The sequence below is a fragment of the Arthrobacter sp. P1_D12 genome (assembly GCF_056406175.1).
In genome coordinates this window covers 71,056-85,818 of sequence record NZ_JBFUAR010000023.1, presented here as the reverse complement: position 1 = coordinate 85,818, position 14,763 = coordinate 71,056, and the positions used below count along the sequence as shown (strand labels likewise).

Here is a 14,763-nt window from a genome sequence, read left to right as displayed (position 1 = left end):
TTAGTGACCTTGGCCGTGATCGTGCTTGTTCGGGTGCTGGCGGTGCGGGTCCGAGTGCTCCTCGACAGCCACGTGGCGCCGGCCCAGGTTGGAGTAGGACAGGGTGATCATCAGCAGGACCACCAGGATCGCGAACATGGTGCCGCCAATGACAAACGGCGGTGCAATGAGCGGTGCGAGTTCCTCGTGGCCCGATTCGCCGGCGGCGGCGACGAAAGTGGCGATCTGCTGCGACAGCATGTTCTCCCCTAGTGAGTTCAAAATTTGACGACGGCGGAGGTGTCCGCCGTTCCGGTCTTCCGTTCCATGTTACAGCGTTGCTAGCCCCGGATCTGGCCCTCGCCCTGCACGATCCACTTGGTCGTGGTCAGCTCGGTCAGTCCCATGGGGCCGCGGGCATGGAGTTTTTGGGTGGAGATGCCCACTTCGGCGCCGAGGCCGAGCTCGCCGCCGTCGGTGAAGCGGGTGGAGGCGTTCACGATCACGGCGGCCGAATCGACATCGGCGATGAAGCGCTCGGCGTTGGCGAGGTCGTTGGTCAGGATCGCTTCGGTGTGGCCGGTGGACCACTTCCGGATGTGCCTGACGGCCTCGTCCAGGCTGTCCACCATGGCCACGGCCAGGTCCAGGTTCATGTATTCGGTGGCCCAGTCGTCGTCCGTGGCCGGCACGGTCTGGATCGAGGCCGGCAGTGCGGCGCGGACGCGTTGGTCCACGTGCAGGGTGACCCCGGCTGCCCGCAATGCGGAGGCGACCGCGGGAAGGACGGTGGACTTGGAGTGCACCAGGAGCGTTTCGACGGTGTTGCAGACGCTGGGCCGCTGGGTCTTGGCATTGAGGAGGATGTCCACGGCCATTTCCTCGCCGGCGGAAGCGTCCAGGAAGATATGCACGTTGCCTTCACCGGTCTCGATGACCGGCACGGAGGAGTTCGTCACAACGGTCTGGATAAGGTCGCGCCCGCCGCGGGGAATGAGCACGTCCACCCGGCCGCGAGCCCGCATGAGCGCGTTGGCGCCGTCGCGGCCGTATTGGTCAACGGTCTGGACGGCATCAGCGGGCAGGCCCACCGATTCCAGCGCATCCCGCAGGATGGTGATCAGCGCGGCGTTGGTGGCAGCGGCGGCGGATCCCCCGCGCAGGATGACGGCGTTGCCGCTCTTGAGGGCCAGTCCGGCGATGTCAACCGTGACGTTCGGGCGGGCCTCATAGATCGCGGCCACCACGCCCATGGGTACGTTGATCTGGCGCAGGCGCAGCCCATTGGGGAGGGTCTGGCCCCGCACGACGTTTCCGACGGGGTCGGGCAGGGTGGCGAGGTTTTCCAGTGCGGCGGCGAGGGCCGTGATGCGTGAGTCGGTCAGCGTCAGGCGGTCCAGCAGGGCGGCGCTGGTACCGGCGGCCCGGCCGGCCGCGACGTCCTTGGCGTTGGCGGCCAGGATCTGGTGCTTGTGATCCACCAGCGACTTGCCGACGGCGCGCAGGCCCCGGTCCTTCCAGGCCCGGTTGGCGCGTGCCATCCTGTGGGCGGCGTGGCGTGAGCGGTCTGCGATCGCGTGGACGGCTGCTTCGGTCTCCGTTGCCGTGCCAGGGGCAGCTGCCGGATCCGGCGCCGCGGCGAACCCTTGGGCGGGCGCGGCGGTACCGGCGGGAACGGTGCCGGCAGGCACATCAGTCACGGCAGCGGAAGTCAGGGCCTCAGTCATGCTTCCAGTTTAGGCGCCGGGGGAACCTAGACCAGCACCAGGTCGTCAACATGAACAACTTCGCGGTCATATCCGCGGCCCAGTGCCTTGCCGAGCTCATGGGTGGAGCGGCCCAGCATTTGGGGCAGCTCGGCGGCCGAATAGTTGACCAGCCCGCGGGCAATCACGGTGTTGTCCACGGACACCATCTCCACGGCGTCGCCGGCCTCGAAGTCGCCCTTCACCGCGGCGATTCCGGCCGGCAGAAGCGAGGTGCGGCGGTCGCGGACGGCCTTGACGGCACCGTCGTCGAGCACCAGGGTGCCGCGCACGGATGCCAGATGGGCCAGCCACAGGAGCCGGATCGGCTTGCGCGCCCCGTTGACGGAGAACCATGTGCCCACGTCCTCGCCGGCCAGCGCGGCGGCCGCATTGGCCGTGGATGTTACGAGGGCGTGGATGCCCGAACCAGCGGCGATGCTGGCGGCTTCGACCTTGGTGACCATGCCGCCCGTGCCCACACCGGCCTTTCCGGTGCTGCCGATCGAGACGCCGTCGAGGTCGTGGGGGCCGGACACATGCGGAATCCGCTTGGCGCCATGCGACGGCGGACCGTCGTACAGGGAGTCGACGTCGGACAGCAGCACGAGTGCGTCGGCGCGGACCAGGTGTGCCACCAGGGCCGCGAGGCGGTCGTTGTCGCCAAAGCGGATCTCGTGGGTGGCTACGGTGTCGTTTTCGTTGACCACCGGGACAACGCCGAGGTTCAGCAGCCGGTCCAGCGCGCGGAACGCGTTGGTGTGCTGGCTGCGGCGCATGAAGTCATCGGCGGTCAGCAGCACCTGGCTGACGGTAACCCCGTGCGCGCCGAAGGCGTGGGTGTAGCGGGCCATCAGCAGGCCCTGGCCCACACTGGCGGCGGCCTGCTGGGTGGCGAGGTCGCGGGGGCGCTTCTCGAGGCCGAGCGGGGCGAGGCCGGCGGCGATCGCACCGGAGGACACCAGGATGATCTCCGCGCCCGCGTTGCGCTTGTGCGCCAGGGCGTCGGCGAGCCCGGTCAGGGCCTCTTCGGAGATCCCGCCCTTGATGGAAGTCAGCGAGGACGAGCCGACCTTGACGACGATCCGGCGCGCCCCGGACAGCGCGGTGCGGTCCGGGGCGTTGATGGTCTGGGCACCGATGTTTTGGGCACCGATGTTTTGAGCGCTGAGCGGCTGGGACCCGTGCTCGACGACGGTCTTACTCGTCATCGGCTTCGCCCAGTCCACTCTCCTTGAGCGGCTGCCGCGCGCGGCGGCCGCTGACGGATTCGGTCCAGATGCCGGCCTTGCGTTCGGCTTCGAGCTCGGCGCGGGCGGCGGCCTTGGCGTCGCGGCGTTCCTGCTGTTCGTCGCGCTTCTGGCCACGCGTCGGGCGGTCGCCGATGTCGGCGAAGCGCACGTCGGTGCCGCGGGGCGAGGCGAGCAGCTCGGCGCCGGCCATCATGGTCGGCTCCCAGTCGAAGACGACGCCGTCGTCCTCGCCGATGACCACCATGTCGCCCGGCTTGGCGCCTTGCTTGAACAGTTCATTTTCGACGCCGAGCTTGGCCAGGCGGTCGGCGAGGTAGCCGATCGCCTCCTCGTTGGTGAAGTCTGTCTGCTTGACCCAGCGCACGGGCTTGTCGCCCAGGACGCGGAAGAGCGGCTCGAGGTTCTTTTCCTCGCGGCGGATCGTGAAGCCGGTCTCGTTGACGGCGCGGGGGCGCAGCACGGGGGCGTGTACCTTCGGCGGGGTCGCGGCGACGGCGTCGCGGGCGGCCTGGACGATTTCGGCCATGGCGAAACCGAGCTGGCGGAGGCCTTCGTGGCTCGTCGCCGAGATTTCGAAGACCTTGTAGCCCCTGGATTCGAGCTCCGGGCGGACGAACTCGGCCATGTCCTTGCCGTCCGGCAGGTCAACCTTGTTCAGGGCCACGAGGCGGGGGCGGTGGTTCAGCGGAACGACCTCGCCGTCGGACCCGCTGTAGCTCATGTCCACAGCGTACTTCTCCAGCTCGGCCTCGATGATGGCGAGGTCGGAGAGCGGATCGCGGTCCGATTCGAGCGTGCCGCAGTCCAGCACGTGCACCAGGGCGGCGCACCGCTCGACGTGGCGGAGGAAGTGGTGGCCCAGGCCCTTGCCCTCGCTGGCGCCCTCGATCAGGCCGGGGACGTCGGCGATGGTGAAGCGGACTTCACCGGCCTGGACGACGCCGAGGTTGGGGATGAGGGTGGTGAAGGGATAGTCCGCGATCTTGGGCCGGGCGGCGGACATTGCGGCGATCAGGCTGGACTTGCCGGCCGAAGGGAAGCCGACGAGGGCGATGTCGGCGATGGACTTCAGTTCCAGGACAACGTCGCTGGATTCGCCTTCGATGCCGAGCAGCGCGAAGCCGGGCGCGCGGCGCTTCTGGGAGGACAGGGAGGCGTTGCCGAGGCCGCCGATGCCGCCGGCGGCGGCGATGTATTCGTCGCCTTCGGCCACGAGGTCGGCGATGACGTCGCCGGACTTGGACTTCACTACGGTGCCCACCGGCACCGGAAGGATCAGGGTTTCGCCGTTTTTGCCGCCGCGCCAGTCGCCCATGCCGGGGCCGCCGTTGGTGGCGTGCCGGTGGGGCGCGTGGTGGTAGTCGAGCAGGGTGGTGGTCTGGGGGTCAACGCGGAGGATGACGTCGCCGCCGTTGCCGCCGTTGCCGCCGTCGGGACCGCCGAGGGGCTTGAACTTCTCGCGGTGGACGGAGACACAGCCGTGACCGCCGGTACCGCCGGATACGTGCAGTACTACCCGGTCTACAAAGCTCGCCACGTGGATCTCCTCAGTGCTGTTCCCCGGCCCCCCAAAGGGGCCCAAGATGATTGTAATGCGGTTAAAACACCGGTGGAGCGGACCTAATGGCCCGCCCCACCGATTTAGAACTTATTGTTACTCTGCAGCTGCAGCAGCCACGATGTTCACAACGCGGCGACCACGGCGGGTGCCGAACTCGACAGCACCGGGGGTCAGGGCGAACAGGGTGTCGTCGCCGCCGCGGCCTACGCCGGCGCCCGGGTGGAAGTGGGTGCCGCGCTGGCGGACGATGATCTCGCCTGCGGAAACTACCTGGCCACCGAAGCGCTTGACGCCGAGGTACTGGGCGTTGGAGTCACGACCGTTGCGAGTGGAACTCGCGCCTTTTTTATGTGCCATTTGAAATGCCTGCCTTCAAAAATTCTGGGGAATCTGCTGGAACCTGAACAGTAACGAGGAGTTACTTGATACCGGTGATCTTGACCTTGGTCAGTTCCTGACGGTGGCCCTGACGCTTCTTGTAACCGGTCTTGTTCTTGAACTTCTGGATGACGATCTTCGGACCACGGAGGTCTTCGAGGATCTCAGCCGTAACCGTTACCTTGGCCAGGTCCGCAGCAGCAGACGTGACTTTGTCACCGTCCACCAGGAGCAGTGCGGGCAACTCAAAGGTGCTGCCGGCTCCACCGGGGACGCGGTTCAGGGTAACGAAGTCTCCAACGGAAACCTTCTCTTGGCGGCCGCCTGCGCGGACAATCGCGTACACCACTGGGGAACTCACTTCTCTCGACGTTTATTACTAGATTTGCGTGCGGAACCAGGGGCCAAATTGTTTGGACCGGCTCACGCTGTGCCTCAACGCCGGTGGATTCCCCGGGGGAACCCATGAGCTACCCCCGGAACAAATCCATTTGGAATTCCAAGTGGACTGTTCTCAGGGTCATAACCCAAGTGTTGGCGTAAGCACCGAAGATCTAGAATACGCTAATTTTGCCTTCGGCCGCAAATGAGGCTGGTTCCGGCGGGTAGTCCGTGATAGGCGCCACAGCGTCTTGATGCAAAGTCCCCGCCAATGTTCTTGGCCGGGATCTTGACCATCCTGAGCTGTGTTGCCGCAACGACTTCCGGAACCGTGCCCCACCATCGTACCGGTAGTCCGGACCAGCTCGCGTCAGGCGTACAGCCGCGGCGCGTCGAAGAAGTCCACTTCGTAGCGCGATGACTGCCGGAAGGCCAGGGCCATGGCCTCCCGCTCGCTCTCCGATGCCCGCCCGGCCGCCGTGTCCGTGTACGCGATGGCCTGCCGGGTCGCGGCGGCGAAGTCCTCGTCGGCGTAGGTCCGCAGCCAGCCGGCGTAGGGGTGCTCCCAGGGGGCGCCGCCGGCCAGGAACTCCCGGTGCAGCGTGGAACCGACCTCGGCGTAGAGCCAGAAGCAGGGCAGCGCCGCCGCCACGAGGACGCCATAGCTGCCGGAGACCGAGGCGGCCAGCAGGTGGTCCACATACGCTTTCGTGACCGGGCCCAGGGTGGAGGCCGTGGGGCGGGCGCTAAGCCAGGACCGGTGCAGCTCGGATTCGACTTCCAGGCAGGTCTGCGCCGAACGGGCCCAGAACAACTGCTCGGCCTCGGTGGGGGCAATCGCCGCGGCCCGGGCCAGGACCCGGGAGTAGCCGTTGAGGTAGATGGCGTCCTGGGCGAGGTAGTACGCGAACTCGTGTTCGGGCAAGGTGCCGTCGGCCAGTCCGCGGACGAAGTCGAGGGCGTAGATCGCCTCAAGATCGCCCGCGGCTCCTGCGCGCAGGGCTGCGGCGAACTCCCCCGCCGCAGGACCGTGCCCGGCCGGGCGGTGCTGGCCGCGCTGGCCGTCTTTGAGGGCCTGCCCGCCCTGGAGGTGCTGGAGGTGGTGGAAGTGGTGGACCGGGCCGTTGCCGGTGCCGACGTCCAGGGCCGAGGCTTCTCGGAGCGCGCCCAGCAGCCACGGTTTGACTTCGCGCAGCGCCGCTTCCCAGTCCCCCACCCGGGCCTGCACGGTGGCCATGGCCGAGGACAGGGAGCAGCCGGTGCCGTGGCTGTTGCGCGTCGCGATCCGCTCCCCCGGCACCACCACCGTTTCCTGGCCGAGCAGGCCGCCGGTGTTGACCAGCGCGTCCGGGCAGCCGTCCGCGGCGCCGTTGCCGGCTTCGGCGTCGTGGCCGGCGTCGTGGCCGTCGACGTCGTGGGCATGCCCGTCCCCCGGTCCGCCGCCCTGGAGGTGTCCGCCCTTAACCAGGACAGTGGTGCCGGTCAGGGCGGCCAGCCGCTTGCCCTGCGCCAGGGCCTCGGACCAGTCGGCCGCGACGGGCTCCTTGAGCAGGATGGCGAGTTCGGCGAGGTTGGGCGTGATGAGGTCCGCCAGCGGCAGGAGGCCCTGCAGGGCGGCCTCGGCGGATTCCTGCAGGAGCCGGTCCCCGCTGGTGGCGACCATCACCGGGTCCAGGACCACGACGGCGGGGCGCATCTTTTCCAGCCAGACGCGGACGGCGTCGATCACGGCGGCGTCACCGAGCATGCCGATCTTGACGGCGTCGATGCCGATGTCGTCGCTGATGGCGTCCAGCTGCGCCGTGAGGAACGCCGCCGGGGGAACGTGGACGGCACGCACGCCCTGGGTGTTCTGCGCTGTCAGGGCGGTGATGGCAGCCATGCCGTAGCCGCCGTTCGCCGCGATGCTCTTCAGATCGGCCTGGATTCCGGCCCCGCCGGAGGGATCGGAGCCGGCGATGGCCAGCACACGGGGAATGCGCGGCGGCGTCGGCAGAGACTCGCTGTGCAGAAAATTGGGCGGGAGGAACTCGGACGGATTCGGTCTCGCGGACAAGGCAGACATCCCTTCGCCGGTGCTAACCGGACAGGTTCAACGGGTCTGGATCTCAGCCGGCCCGATGCCCGGCACCCCGTGTCAGTGTTCCAGCCTAGCCGCTGCCACCCTGCGGACCCGTTAACGCACGAGCGGGCCCGGGCCCGGGCGGACGTATGTTACGTCTGCCCTGACCCGGACCCGCAGCCCGACCAGTCGAAATAATGACCGGACGGGGACGTGGTCAGTCGCGGAGGACTACAGCTCCGACGCCGGCACGCCGACGCCGAGGATGATCGGCTCGTTGCCGGCCGGGAGGGACGCAGGCCTGGCCGCAGCGGGAGCCTTGGCCTCGTGGACCGATCCGGCCGCGGCCGGCCGGGTTGCCTCGCGGTGCTCCACGGAGGTTTCGTTGGCTGCACCCTGGGCGCGGCTGGCACTCCGGTTGCGGCGTGCGCGGCGGCCGCGCAGCGTCGTGGTGTCAGCCGTGCGTGACGCCGGCGCCTCCGCAGCGCGGACGGCCGCCGGCGCCTCGGGCGCCGTGGCTTCCGGTGCGGCAACAGCCACTGCCTGACCGGCGGCCTGGCCGGCGGTCTGGTCCGGCTTGCCGGCCTCTGCTTCGCCCAGGTTTGCGAAAGCCTCGGTCAGCAGGTCCAGGGTCAGGGCCGGTGACGGCGCGTCCTCCGCGTGCTCGACGAAGGGCAGGGCCACCTGCTCGCCGCCAAACGTCAGCACCGTTGCGGGGCGGCCGGCTGCCTCGTCGGCGGCTGCGAGCTGCGTGACGGCGTCGACGGCGGCCTGGCGGGCCCCGGCGTCGCTGGCTGCGGCTGCTTCCCCGTCGTGCAGGTGCGCGGCGTGCGCTGCGGCAGCGATGTTGGCCAGCGCGGCCCGGGTGGCCTCGGCCTTGGCGTGGCGTTCGGCCTCGGTGGGTTCGGCGTGGACGGGCGCGGGTGCGGCCGGCGCGGTCTCTCCGCCCTGGCCTCCCCTGCCGCGGCGACGGCTCTTGCGTTCCGGTCGGGCAGCAGGCTGCGCCTCGGTGCGCGGCACATAGTGCTCCGCGGCGACCGTGTTGGCGCGGCGGTGCTCCACCGGCTCGTCGTGGGTGACGATGCCGCGGCCCGCACATGTTTCGCACTGTTCGCCGAAGACTTCCAGCAGCCCGGTGCCCATCCGCTTGCGGGTCATCTGCACGAGGCCCAGCGAGGTCACCTCGGCCACCTGGTGCTTGGTCCGGTCCCGGCCCAGGCACTCCACCATGCGGCGCAGCACGAGGTCGCGGTTGGATTCGAGCACCATGTCGATGAAGTCGATCACGATGATGCCGCCAATGTCGCGCAGGCGCAGCTGCCGGACGACTTCCTCGGCCGCTTCCAGGTTGTTCTTGGTGACGGTTTCCTCGAGGTTGCCGCCAGAGCCGGTGAATTTGCCGGTGTTGACGTCGACCACGGTCATGGCTTCGGTGCGGTCGATCACGAGCGAACCGCCCGAAGGCAGGAAGACCTTCCGGTCCAGGGCCTTGTGGATCTGCTCGTCGATGCGCCAGGCCGCGAAGATGTCCGTGTCCTTGGTCCACTTCTCGAGCCGGCCCACGAGGTCCGGTGCGACGTAGGTGACGTAGGCCTCGATGGTGTCCCAGGCTTCCTCGCCGGAGACGATCAGCTTGGAGAAGTCCTCGTTGAAGACGTCCCGGACCACCTTGATGGTCAGGTCAGGTTCGCCGTAGAGCAGCTCGGGGGCGAGGATCTTGGTGGACGTCGACTGGCTCTCGATGCCTTCCCACTGCGCGCGGAGGCGGTTGATGTCGTGCGTCAGCTCTTCCTCGGAAGCTCCCTCGGCCGCGGTGCGGACAATGACGCCCGCGTCCTCGGGCAGGCGGTCCTTGAGGATCCGCTTGAGGCGGTTGCGTTCGACGTCGGGCAGCTTGCGGGAGATGCCGGTCATGGAACCGCCGGGCACGTACACGAGGTACCGGCCGGGCAGTGAGATCTGGCTGGTGAGACGGGCGCCCTTGTGGCCGACCGGGTCCTTGGTGACCTGGACCAGCACGGAGTCGCCGGACTTCAGCGCGTTCTCGATGCGGCGCTGCTTGCCCTCGAGGTTGACGGACTCCCAGTTCACTTCACCGGCGTAGAGCACGGCGTTGCGGCCGCGGCCGATGTCCACGAAAGCGGCTTCCATGGAGGGCAGCACGTTCTGGACCTTGCCCAGGTAGACGTTGCCGATCAGGGAGTCCTGCTGGGTCTTGGACACGAAGTGCTCGGCCAGGACGCCGTCTTCAAGGACACCGATCTGAATTCTGTCGTCGCGCTGGCGGACGATCATCTGGCGGTCCACGGACTCGCGGCGGGCCAGGAACTCGGCCTCGGTGATGACGGTACGGCGGCGGCCGGTGTCGCGGGATTCGCGGCGGCGCTGCTTCTTGGCTTCCAGGCGGGTGGAGCCCTTGACGGATGTGACGCGGTTGTTCACCGGCGCCTCGGCCATGGCCCGCGGCGCACGGACGCGGGTCACCGTGTTGGGCGGATCGTCGCCTTCCCCGCCGGTCAGCTCCAGGTCCTGGTCTCCACGGCGACGGCGGCGGCGGCGGCGGGAGGTCACACCGTCTTCAAGGATTACCTCGGAGCCTTCGTCGCCCTCTTCTTCGGTGCCTTCCGACTCGGTGTCGGACTCGGCAGAGGTGCGGGTGCGGCCGCGCCGGCCGCGGCTGCGGCGCCGACGGCGGTTGCCGGCGTCCTCGTCCTCGTCGCCTTCCTCATCCTCGGGCTCAGCTGCTGCGGCGGCAACGGGGGCCGGACGCACCACAGTGCTCAGGTCCGGGGCCTGGAAGATGACGGAAGTGAGGGCACCCGGTTCCATGAACAGCGACGCGGCCGGGCTTTCCTCGGGGCGGGCTTCCGGCTCTTCAGGCTGGGCTGCGGCGGTTTCCGCGGTGGGTGCTTCCGCAGCGGCGGCTTCTTCGGCCGGGAGTACTGCCGCGGGTGCTTCTTCGGCCTTCGGGGCGGCCTTGGCACGGCTGGCACGGCGGCGGACCGGCTTCTCTGCAACCGTCTCTGCGGCCGATTCTGCGGCGGCAGCTGCGTCGGTGCCAGCTGCTGCGGGGGCCTCAGCCGCGGCAGGTGCGCCGGCTTCGGCGTCGCCGGCGAAGGCAGGCAACGGTTCCGGGGCTGCTACAGCTTTCCGGGTCCGGGTGCGCCGCGCGGGCGCCTTGGCCGCAGTCTCGGCTGCAGCAGTTTCAGATACAGCAGCTTCGGGTTCAACAGTGTCAGATCCGGCTGCTTCGACGTTGGCCGGCTTACGGCGGCCCCGGACGGGCTCATCTGAACCGGCCGCGTCGGCCAGGGCCGCGGCTTCGGCAACAGCCTCGGCCGCCTCCGCGGCGTTGACCCTGGCGGCGGGCGCCTTCCGGCGGGTCCGTACGGCCCTCTTCGGCGCTACCGGAGCCTCTGCTTCCGCAGTTCCCTGTGCTTCCCCGGTGACTACTAGTTCTTCATTTCCGGCTACTACCTGGTCATTATCCATATGTGGCGACACTCCTGCCCCTGATGCGCCGCCACATTCGGCGCCCCTTGGGGGCAAATATGCGTCAACACCCGCAGGCATTGACAGAAGTCAATTGAATACCCTCAGGTTCGCACCGGCAGTGGGGTGCGGCAGCCCTGGAGGGCCGGCGAGATTGTTTTGGAACCCGTTGACCTACACGCCACAACCAGGTGCCGTCCAATGGCATTGCGGGACAGCTGGAATCAGAGGATCCGCAGCTCCCTGCTCATCATTGGCGGTCTTGAAACAAAATCGCCGGACCGGAATCCGGATGTGGATCGGGTTCCAGCCACGATCATTGTCTCACAGGAGCCGTGAAAGCAGGGGCAGGCGGGACCGGAAGTGCAGCAGGTGCGGCCGGGCGCGGCCGGCGGGGCCGTTCTCCGGCGCTGCTCAGCCTCCGGCGTTACAATCGGGGCAAGAAGCACCCGGTCAAGACGACTAAAAAAGGACTCAATTTCCATGCCCAGCATCTCCAGCACTGCCGGCGACGCGACCGTGCACCAACCGGGTTCCGGCCCGGCCCCCACGGCGCGGCCCCTTCCCACGATGACCCGCGACCGCCCGTTCGCCTGGCTCCTGCTGATCACCGGCGTCATCGGCTGGCTCGCATCCGGGGCCCTGGTGCTGGAGAAACTGGAGGTCCTGAAGGACCCGAACCACGTCACGGTCTGCGACGTGAACCCGTGGATCTCCTGCGGCCAGGTCATGCAGACACCGCAGAGTTCCGTGTTCGGCTTCCCCAATATGTTCATCGGAATCGTCGCCTTCGCCGTGATCATCACCACGGCCATGGGTATCCTGGCCGGCGCCCGGTTTTCCCGGTGGTACTGGCTGGGGCAACAGGCGGGCGTGACGCTTGGCTTCGCGTTCGTGGTCTGGCTCTGGTCCCAGGCCCTGTACGCCATCCACATCCTCTGCCCGTTCTGCATGATCGTCTGGGCCGTGATGATCCCGCTGTTCGTCTGGGTGAGCGTCCGGAACATCTCCCACGGCGTGATTGCCCTGCCCGCCGGTCCCACCAAGGTGATCGGCGACTCCGGCTGGATCATAACGGCGCTGCTGTACGTCGCCGTCGTCGCGACGATCTTCTTCGCCTTCATCCAGGTTTTCATCGGTACCTCCGGCTACTAAACGCCCCAACCGCATCGAAGAGACTGTTAAGGCCAATGCTCGCGCCGGGCATTGGCCTTAACAGTCTCTTCGATGAGAGGCTCCGGGCCCATCTCGGGACTTATGGCACGACCCCGCGCGCGCAGGTTACATAAGGCTGGAGGAAGGAAGACCGGAGGCCTCTTGATGACTGTTCTTATTGCGTATGCAAGCGCTTTGGGGTCCACCCGCGAGATGGCACAACATATGGCATCCCGCATGGCGGGTGCACTGGGCGAGGTGGAGTGCCGGTCCGTGGAGGACGTAGGGGCCCTCTCCCGCTATGAGGCTGTCGTCGTCGGCAGCGCCGTCCACAACCAGGCCTGGCTGCCCCCGGCTTTGCTGTTCTTCAAACACCATGCCCGCGAGCTGGCCAGTCGGCCCGTGTGGGCCTTCAGTGTAGGGATGGCGGATGCGCTGCCTAAGCCCATTCGCCGGCGCGGCGCGGCAATGCAACAGGAACGTCTGGCAGAAGTCCTGATCAAAGAAGTTCCGCTTCGAGGCCACAAACTCTTCTCCGGCGTCTACCAGGCCGGCCAGATGCCGGCACCGCTCCGGGTGTTGTTCAGGCTCACCGGCGGCCGATTTGGGGATTTGCGGGACTGGGCGGCAGTCGACGAATGGACGGATCAGATTACGGCCCAACTCGCTAAACCTGCTTCGTCCACGTCTTCAGGCAGCATCACAGGCTAATGCCATCGAGACTGCGCATCCCGGCCGCGGCGCCCGGCGCGGTGGTGCGTGCACGGGAGGACCCATGACCGTTGTGAGCATTCACGCCGAACGAGGGGACATGCCTGCCTACGCGGCGACGCCGGCCGGTGCCGGTCCGTGGCCCGGCGTCGTCGTCATCCATGACGCACTCGGCCTGAGCCGTGACACCAGAGACCAGGCCGACTGGCTGGCCGGCGAGGGGTTCCTCGCCGTGGCACCTGACCTGTTTTACTGGGGCAGCAGGGCGGCCTGCTTGTGGTCCCTCATCCGCGGCTGGCGGCCCCTCGGCGACCTGGACCTCACCCGCGCGTGGCTGGCCGGACGGGACGGCTGCACCGGCCGGATCGGCGTGATCGGCTTCTGTATGGGCGGCGGGTTCGCCCTCATGCTGGCCCCGGACCATGACTTCGCCGCGGCAAGCGTCAACTACGGCGGACTCGATGACGGGACTGCCCGCGCACTGCCCCGGGCCTGCCCCATCGTTGGCAGCTACGGCGCCAGGGACCGCTGGCCCGGAGTGCGCAAGGTCCCGGCGCGTCTGGAGCCGCTGCTCGCCGACGCCGGGATAGACCATGACATCAAGGTCTATCCCGACGCCGGTCACGGCTTCCTCAACAGGCATGGCCCGTCGGAGCTCACATTCGGGGACAAGGTGCTCGTGAAGCTGGTTGCGGCCGGTTACCACGAGCCCTCCGCCGAGGACGCGCGCCTGCGCATCCTCGGCTTCTTCCGGGAACACCTGACCAATGAAGGGGAAGCGCGATGATGCACCCTGCACCGAGGGGAGCCCTGCTGGCAGCGGGCGCTGTGGCCGGTTTCACTGCCGGCTACCTGGCACTCGTGCGGCCACGCCTGCTTCGCTGGGGCGCGACCGCTGACGAAGTGCGGGGACCTTACCCGGGCGCGGGGTTGATTCCGGGCAGCACCCGAGGGGCGACCATGGCGGTGACCATCGATGCGCCCCCTTCGCACGTGTGGCCCTGGCTGGTGCAGATGGGAACGGATCGCGCCGGCTGGTACAGCTGGGACCGTCTCGACAACTTCGGGCGCCGCAGCACAGAGAGCATCCATCCCGAGTGGCAGGAGATCGCCGCTGGTGACCGACTGGCGGCGAAGCCCGACGGCAGCGAGTGGTGGGCGGTCGCGGCGCTTGAACCCGAGCGGTTCCTGGGCCTGCGTATGTCGATCGATCTCCGGGGGCGTCCCTTCGACCCGGCACGAACCCGGCCACGCTATTACACCGACTCGCTCTGGGGATTCGAGCTGCGGGAGTCCGCGGGTGAGCGCACCCGGCTGGTAGTCAGCGGGTACTGGTCGCTACAGCCGCAATGGCTGCAACCCATCCTGAGCATCACCATGCTGGAGCCCGCGCATTGGGTCATGCAGACCCGCCAGTTCTCGAATCTAGTGCGCCTCGCCAGCCGCTGAGAGGTCCCCGCGGCCCGGGGCGGGCCGCGAAGCCCCAACCGCCGCGAGGGGACAGTTAAGGCCAATGTCCGGTACGAACATTGGCCTTAACTTTCCCCTCGGTGGGGGTGTCCCGAAATTCGGGCTAGAACCAGATCTTGATCTCGCGCTCGGCGGATTCCGCCGAATCCGAGCCGTGGACCAGGTTCTGCTGGACCTTCAGGCCCCAGTCGCGGCCGAAGTCGCCGCGGATGGTGCCGGGCGCCGCCGTCGTCGGGTCCGTGGTACCGGCGAGAGTGCGGAAGCCCTCGATCACGCGGTGGCCCTCGAAGATCGCGGCGACCACGGGGCCGCTGAGCATGAACTCAACCAGCGGCTCGTAGAACGGCTTGCCGACGTGCTCCTCGTAGTGCTGCTCCAGCAGTTCGCGGCTCGCGTCGACTTTCTTGAGCTCGGCCAGGGTGTAGCCCTTGGCTTCGATCCGGCTCAGGATGGCGCCGGACAGGTTGCGGGCGACTCCGTCGGGCTTGATCAGGACGAGGGTGCGCTCAATGCTCACAGCTGCTCCAATGTGTTGGGGTGGGATTTGGGTCAAGTCTACGGGGTTCGGGCCAGGTG

The 14,763-nt window shown here is 68.0% G+C and carries 13 protein-coding genes and 1 riboswitch; of the genes, 4 read left to right on the top strand and 9 right to left on the bottom strand.

Features of this window, described 5'->3' with window-relative positions; translation table 11 throughout:
• The 8 genes from AC1DZV_RS16905 to AC1DZV_RS16870 all read right to left on the bottom strand — a co-directional run bounded on the left by AC1DZV_RS16905 (position 1) and on the right by AC1DZV_RS16870 (position 10,851).
• Positions 1-240, bottom strand: a complete 240-nt coding sequence (locus tag AC1DZV_RS16905) for a hypothetical protein (RefSeq protein WP_476954175.1) — start codon at positions 238-240, stop codon at positions 1-3.
• 80 nt (positions 241-320) lie between these two features.
• Positions 321-1,706: a glutamate-5-semialdehyde dehydrogenase gene (locus AC1DZV_RS16900; protein WP_476954174.1), complete on the bottom strand. Its 1,386-nt coding sequence runs from the start codon at positions 1,704-1,706 to the stop codon at positions 321-323.
• 26 nt (positions 1,707-1,732) lie between these two features.
• A complete protein-coding gene (proB, locus tag AC1DZV_RS16895) occupies positions 1,733-2,935 on the bottom strand; it encodes a glutamate 5-kinase (protein WP_476954173.1) in 1,203 nt (400 codons plus the stop codon).
• Positions 2,925-4,514: a GTPase ObgE gene (gene obgE, locus AC1DZV_RS16890; protein WP_476954172.1), complete on the bottom strand. Its 1,590-nt coding sequence runs from the start codon at positions 4,512-4,514 to the stop codon at positions 2,925-2,927. The genes proB and obgE overlap by 11 nt, the downstream gene beginning before the upstream one ends.
• 117 nt (positions 4,515-4,631) lie before the next feature.
• Entirely contained in the window at positions 4,632-4,895 is a 264-nt protein-coding gene (gene rpmA / locus AC1DZV_RS16885) for a 50S ribosomal protein L27 (protein WP_009372867.1), read from the bottom strand.
• A gap of 61 nt (positions 4,896-4,956) precedes the next feature.
• Positions 4,957-5,265, bottom strand: a complete 309-nt coding sequence (gene rplU / locus AC1DZV_RS16880) for a 50S ribosomal protein L21 (protein ID WP_018773353.1) — start codon at positions 5,263-5,265, stop codon at positions 4,957-4,959.
• A gap of 402 nt (positions 5,266-5,667) precedes the next feature.
• Complete coding sequence (locus tag AC1DZV_RS16875) at positions 5,668-7,362, bottom strand: bifunctional hydroxymethylpyrimidine kinase/phosphomethylpyrimidine kinase (RefSeq protein ID WP_476954171.1); 1,695 nt, start codon at positions 7,360-7,362, stop codon at positions 5,668-5,670.
• A riboswitch (TPP riboswitch) is annotated at positions 7,345-7,442 on the bottom strand. Its footprint overlaps the gene before it by 18 nt.
• 148 nt (positions 7,443-7,590) lie before the next feature.
• Complete coding sequence (locus AC1DZV_RS16870; RefSeq protein WP_476954170.1) at positions 7,591-10,851, bottom strand: Rne/Rng family ribonuclease; 3,261 nt, start codon at positions 10,849-10,851, stop codon at positions 7,591-7,593.
• Positions 10,852-11,334: 483 nt separating this feature from the next.
• Here AC1DZV_RS16870 and AC1DZV_RS16865 point away from each other — a divergent pair, with 483 nt between their 5' ends.
• The 4 genes from AC1DZV_RS16865 to AC1DZV_RS16850 all read left to right on the top strand — a co-directional run bounded on the left by AC1DZV_RS16865 (position 11,335) and on the right by AC1DZV_RS16850 (position 14,166).
• Complete coding sequence (locus tag AC1DZV_RS16865) at positions 11,335-12,006, top strand: vitamin K epoxide reductase family protein (RefSeq protein ID WP_476954169.1); 672 nt, start codon at positions 11,335-11,337, stop codon at positions 12,004-12,006.
• Between the two features lie 165 nt (positions 12,007-12,171).
• Positions 12,172-12,717, top strand: a complete 546-nt coding sequence (locus AC1DZV_RS16860; protein ID WP_043436539.1) for a flavodoxin domain-containing protein — start codon at positions 12,172-12,174, stop codon at positions 12,715-12,717.
• A 64-nt stretch (positions 12,718-12,781) separates the two neighbouring features.
• Complete coding sequence (locus tag AC1DZV_RS16855; RefSeq protein WP_476950788.1) at positions 12,782-13,504, top strand: dienelactone hydrolase family protein; 723 nt, start codon at positions 12,782-12,784, stop codon at positions 13,502-13,504.
• 173 nt (positions 13,505-13,677) lie between these two features.
• Positions 13,678-14,166: a hypothetical protein gene (locus AC1DZV_RS16850; RefSeq protein WP_476954168.1), complete on the top strand. Its 489-nt coding sequence runs from the start codon at positions 13,678-13,680 to the stop codon at positions 14,164-14,166.
• A 124-nt stretch (positions 14,167-14,290) separates the two neighbouring features.
• On the opposite strand, the gene ndk is transcribed toward AC1DZV_RS16850, so the two are convergent.
• Positions 14,291-14,704 (bottom strand): nucleoside-diphosphate kinase, encoded by a 414-nt coding sequence (gene ndk, locus AC1DZV_RS16845; protein ID WP_018773361.1) that lies wholly within the window; start codon positions 14,702-14,704, stop codon positions 14,291-14,293.
• Between the last annotated feature and the right edge of the window lie 59 nt (positions 14,705-14,763).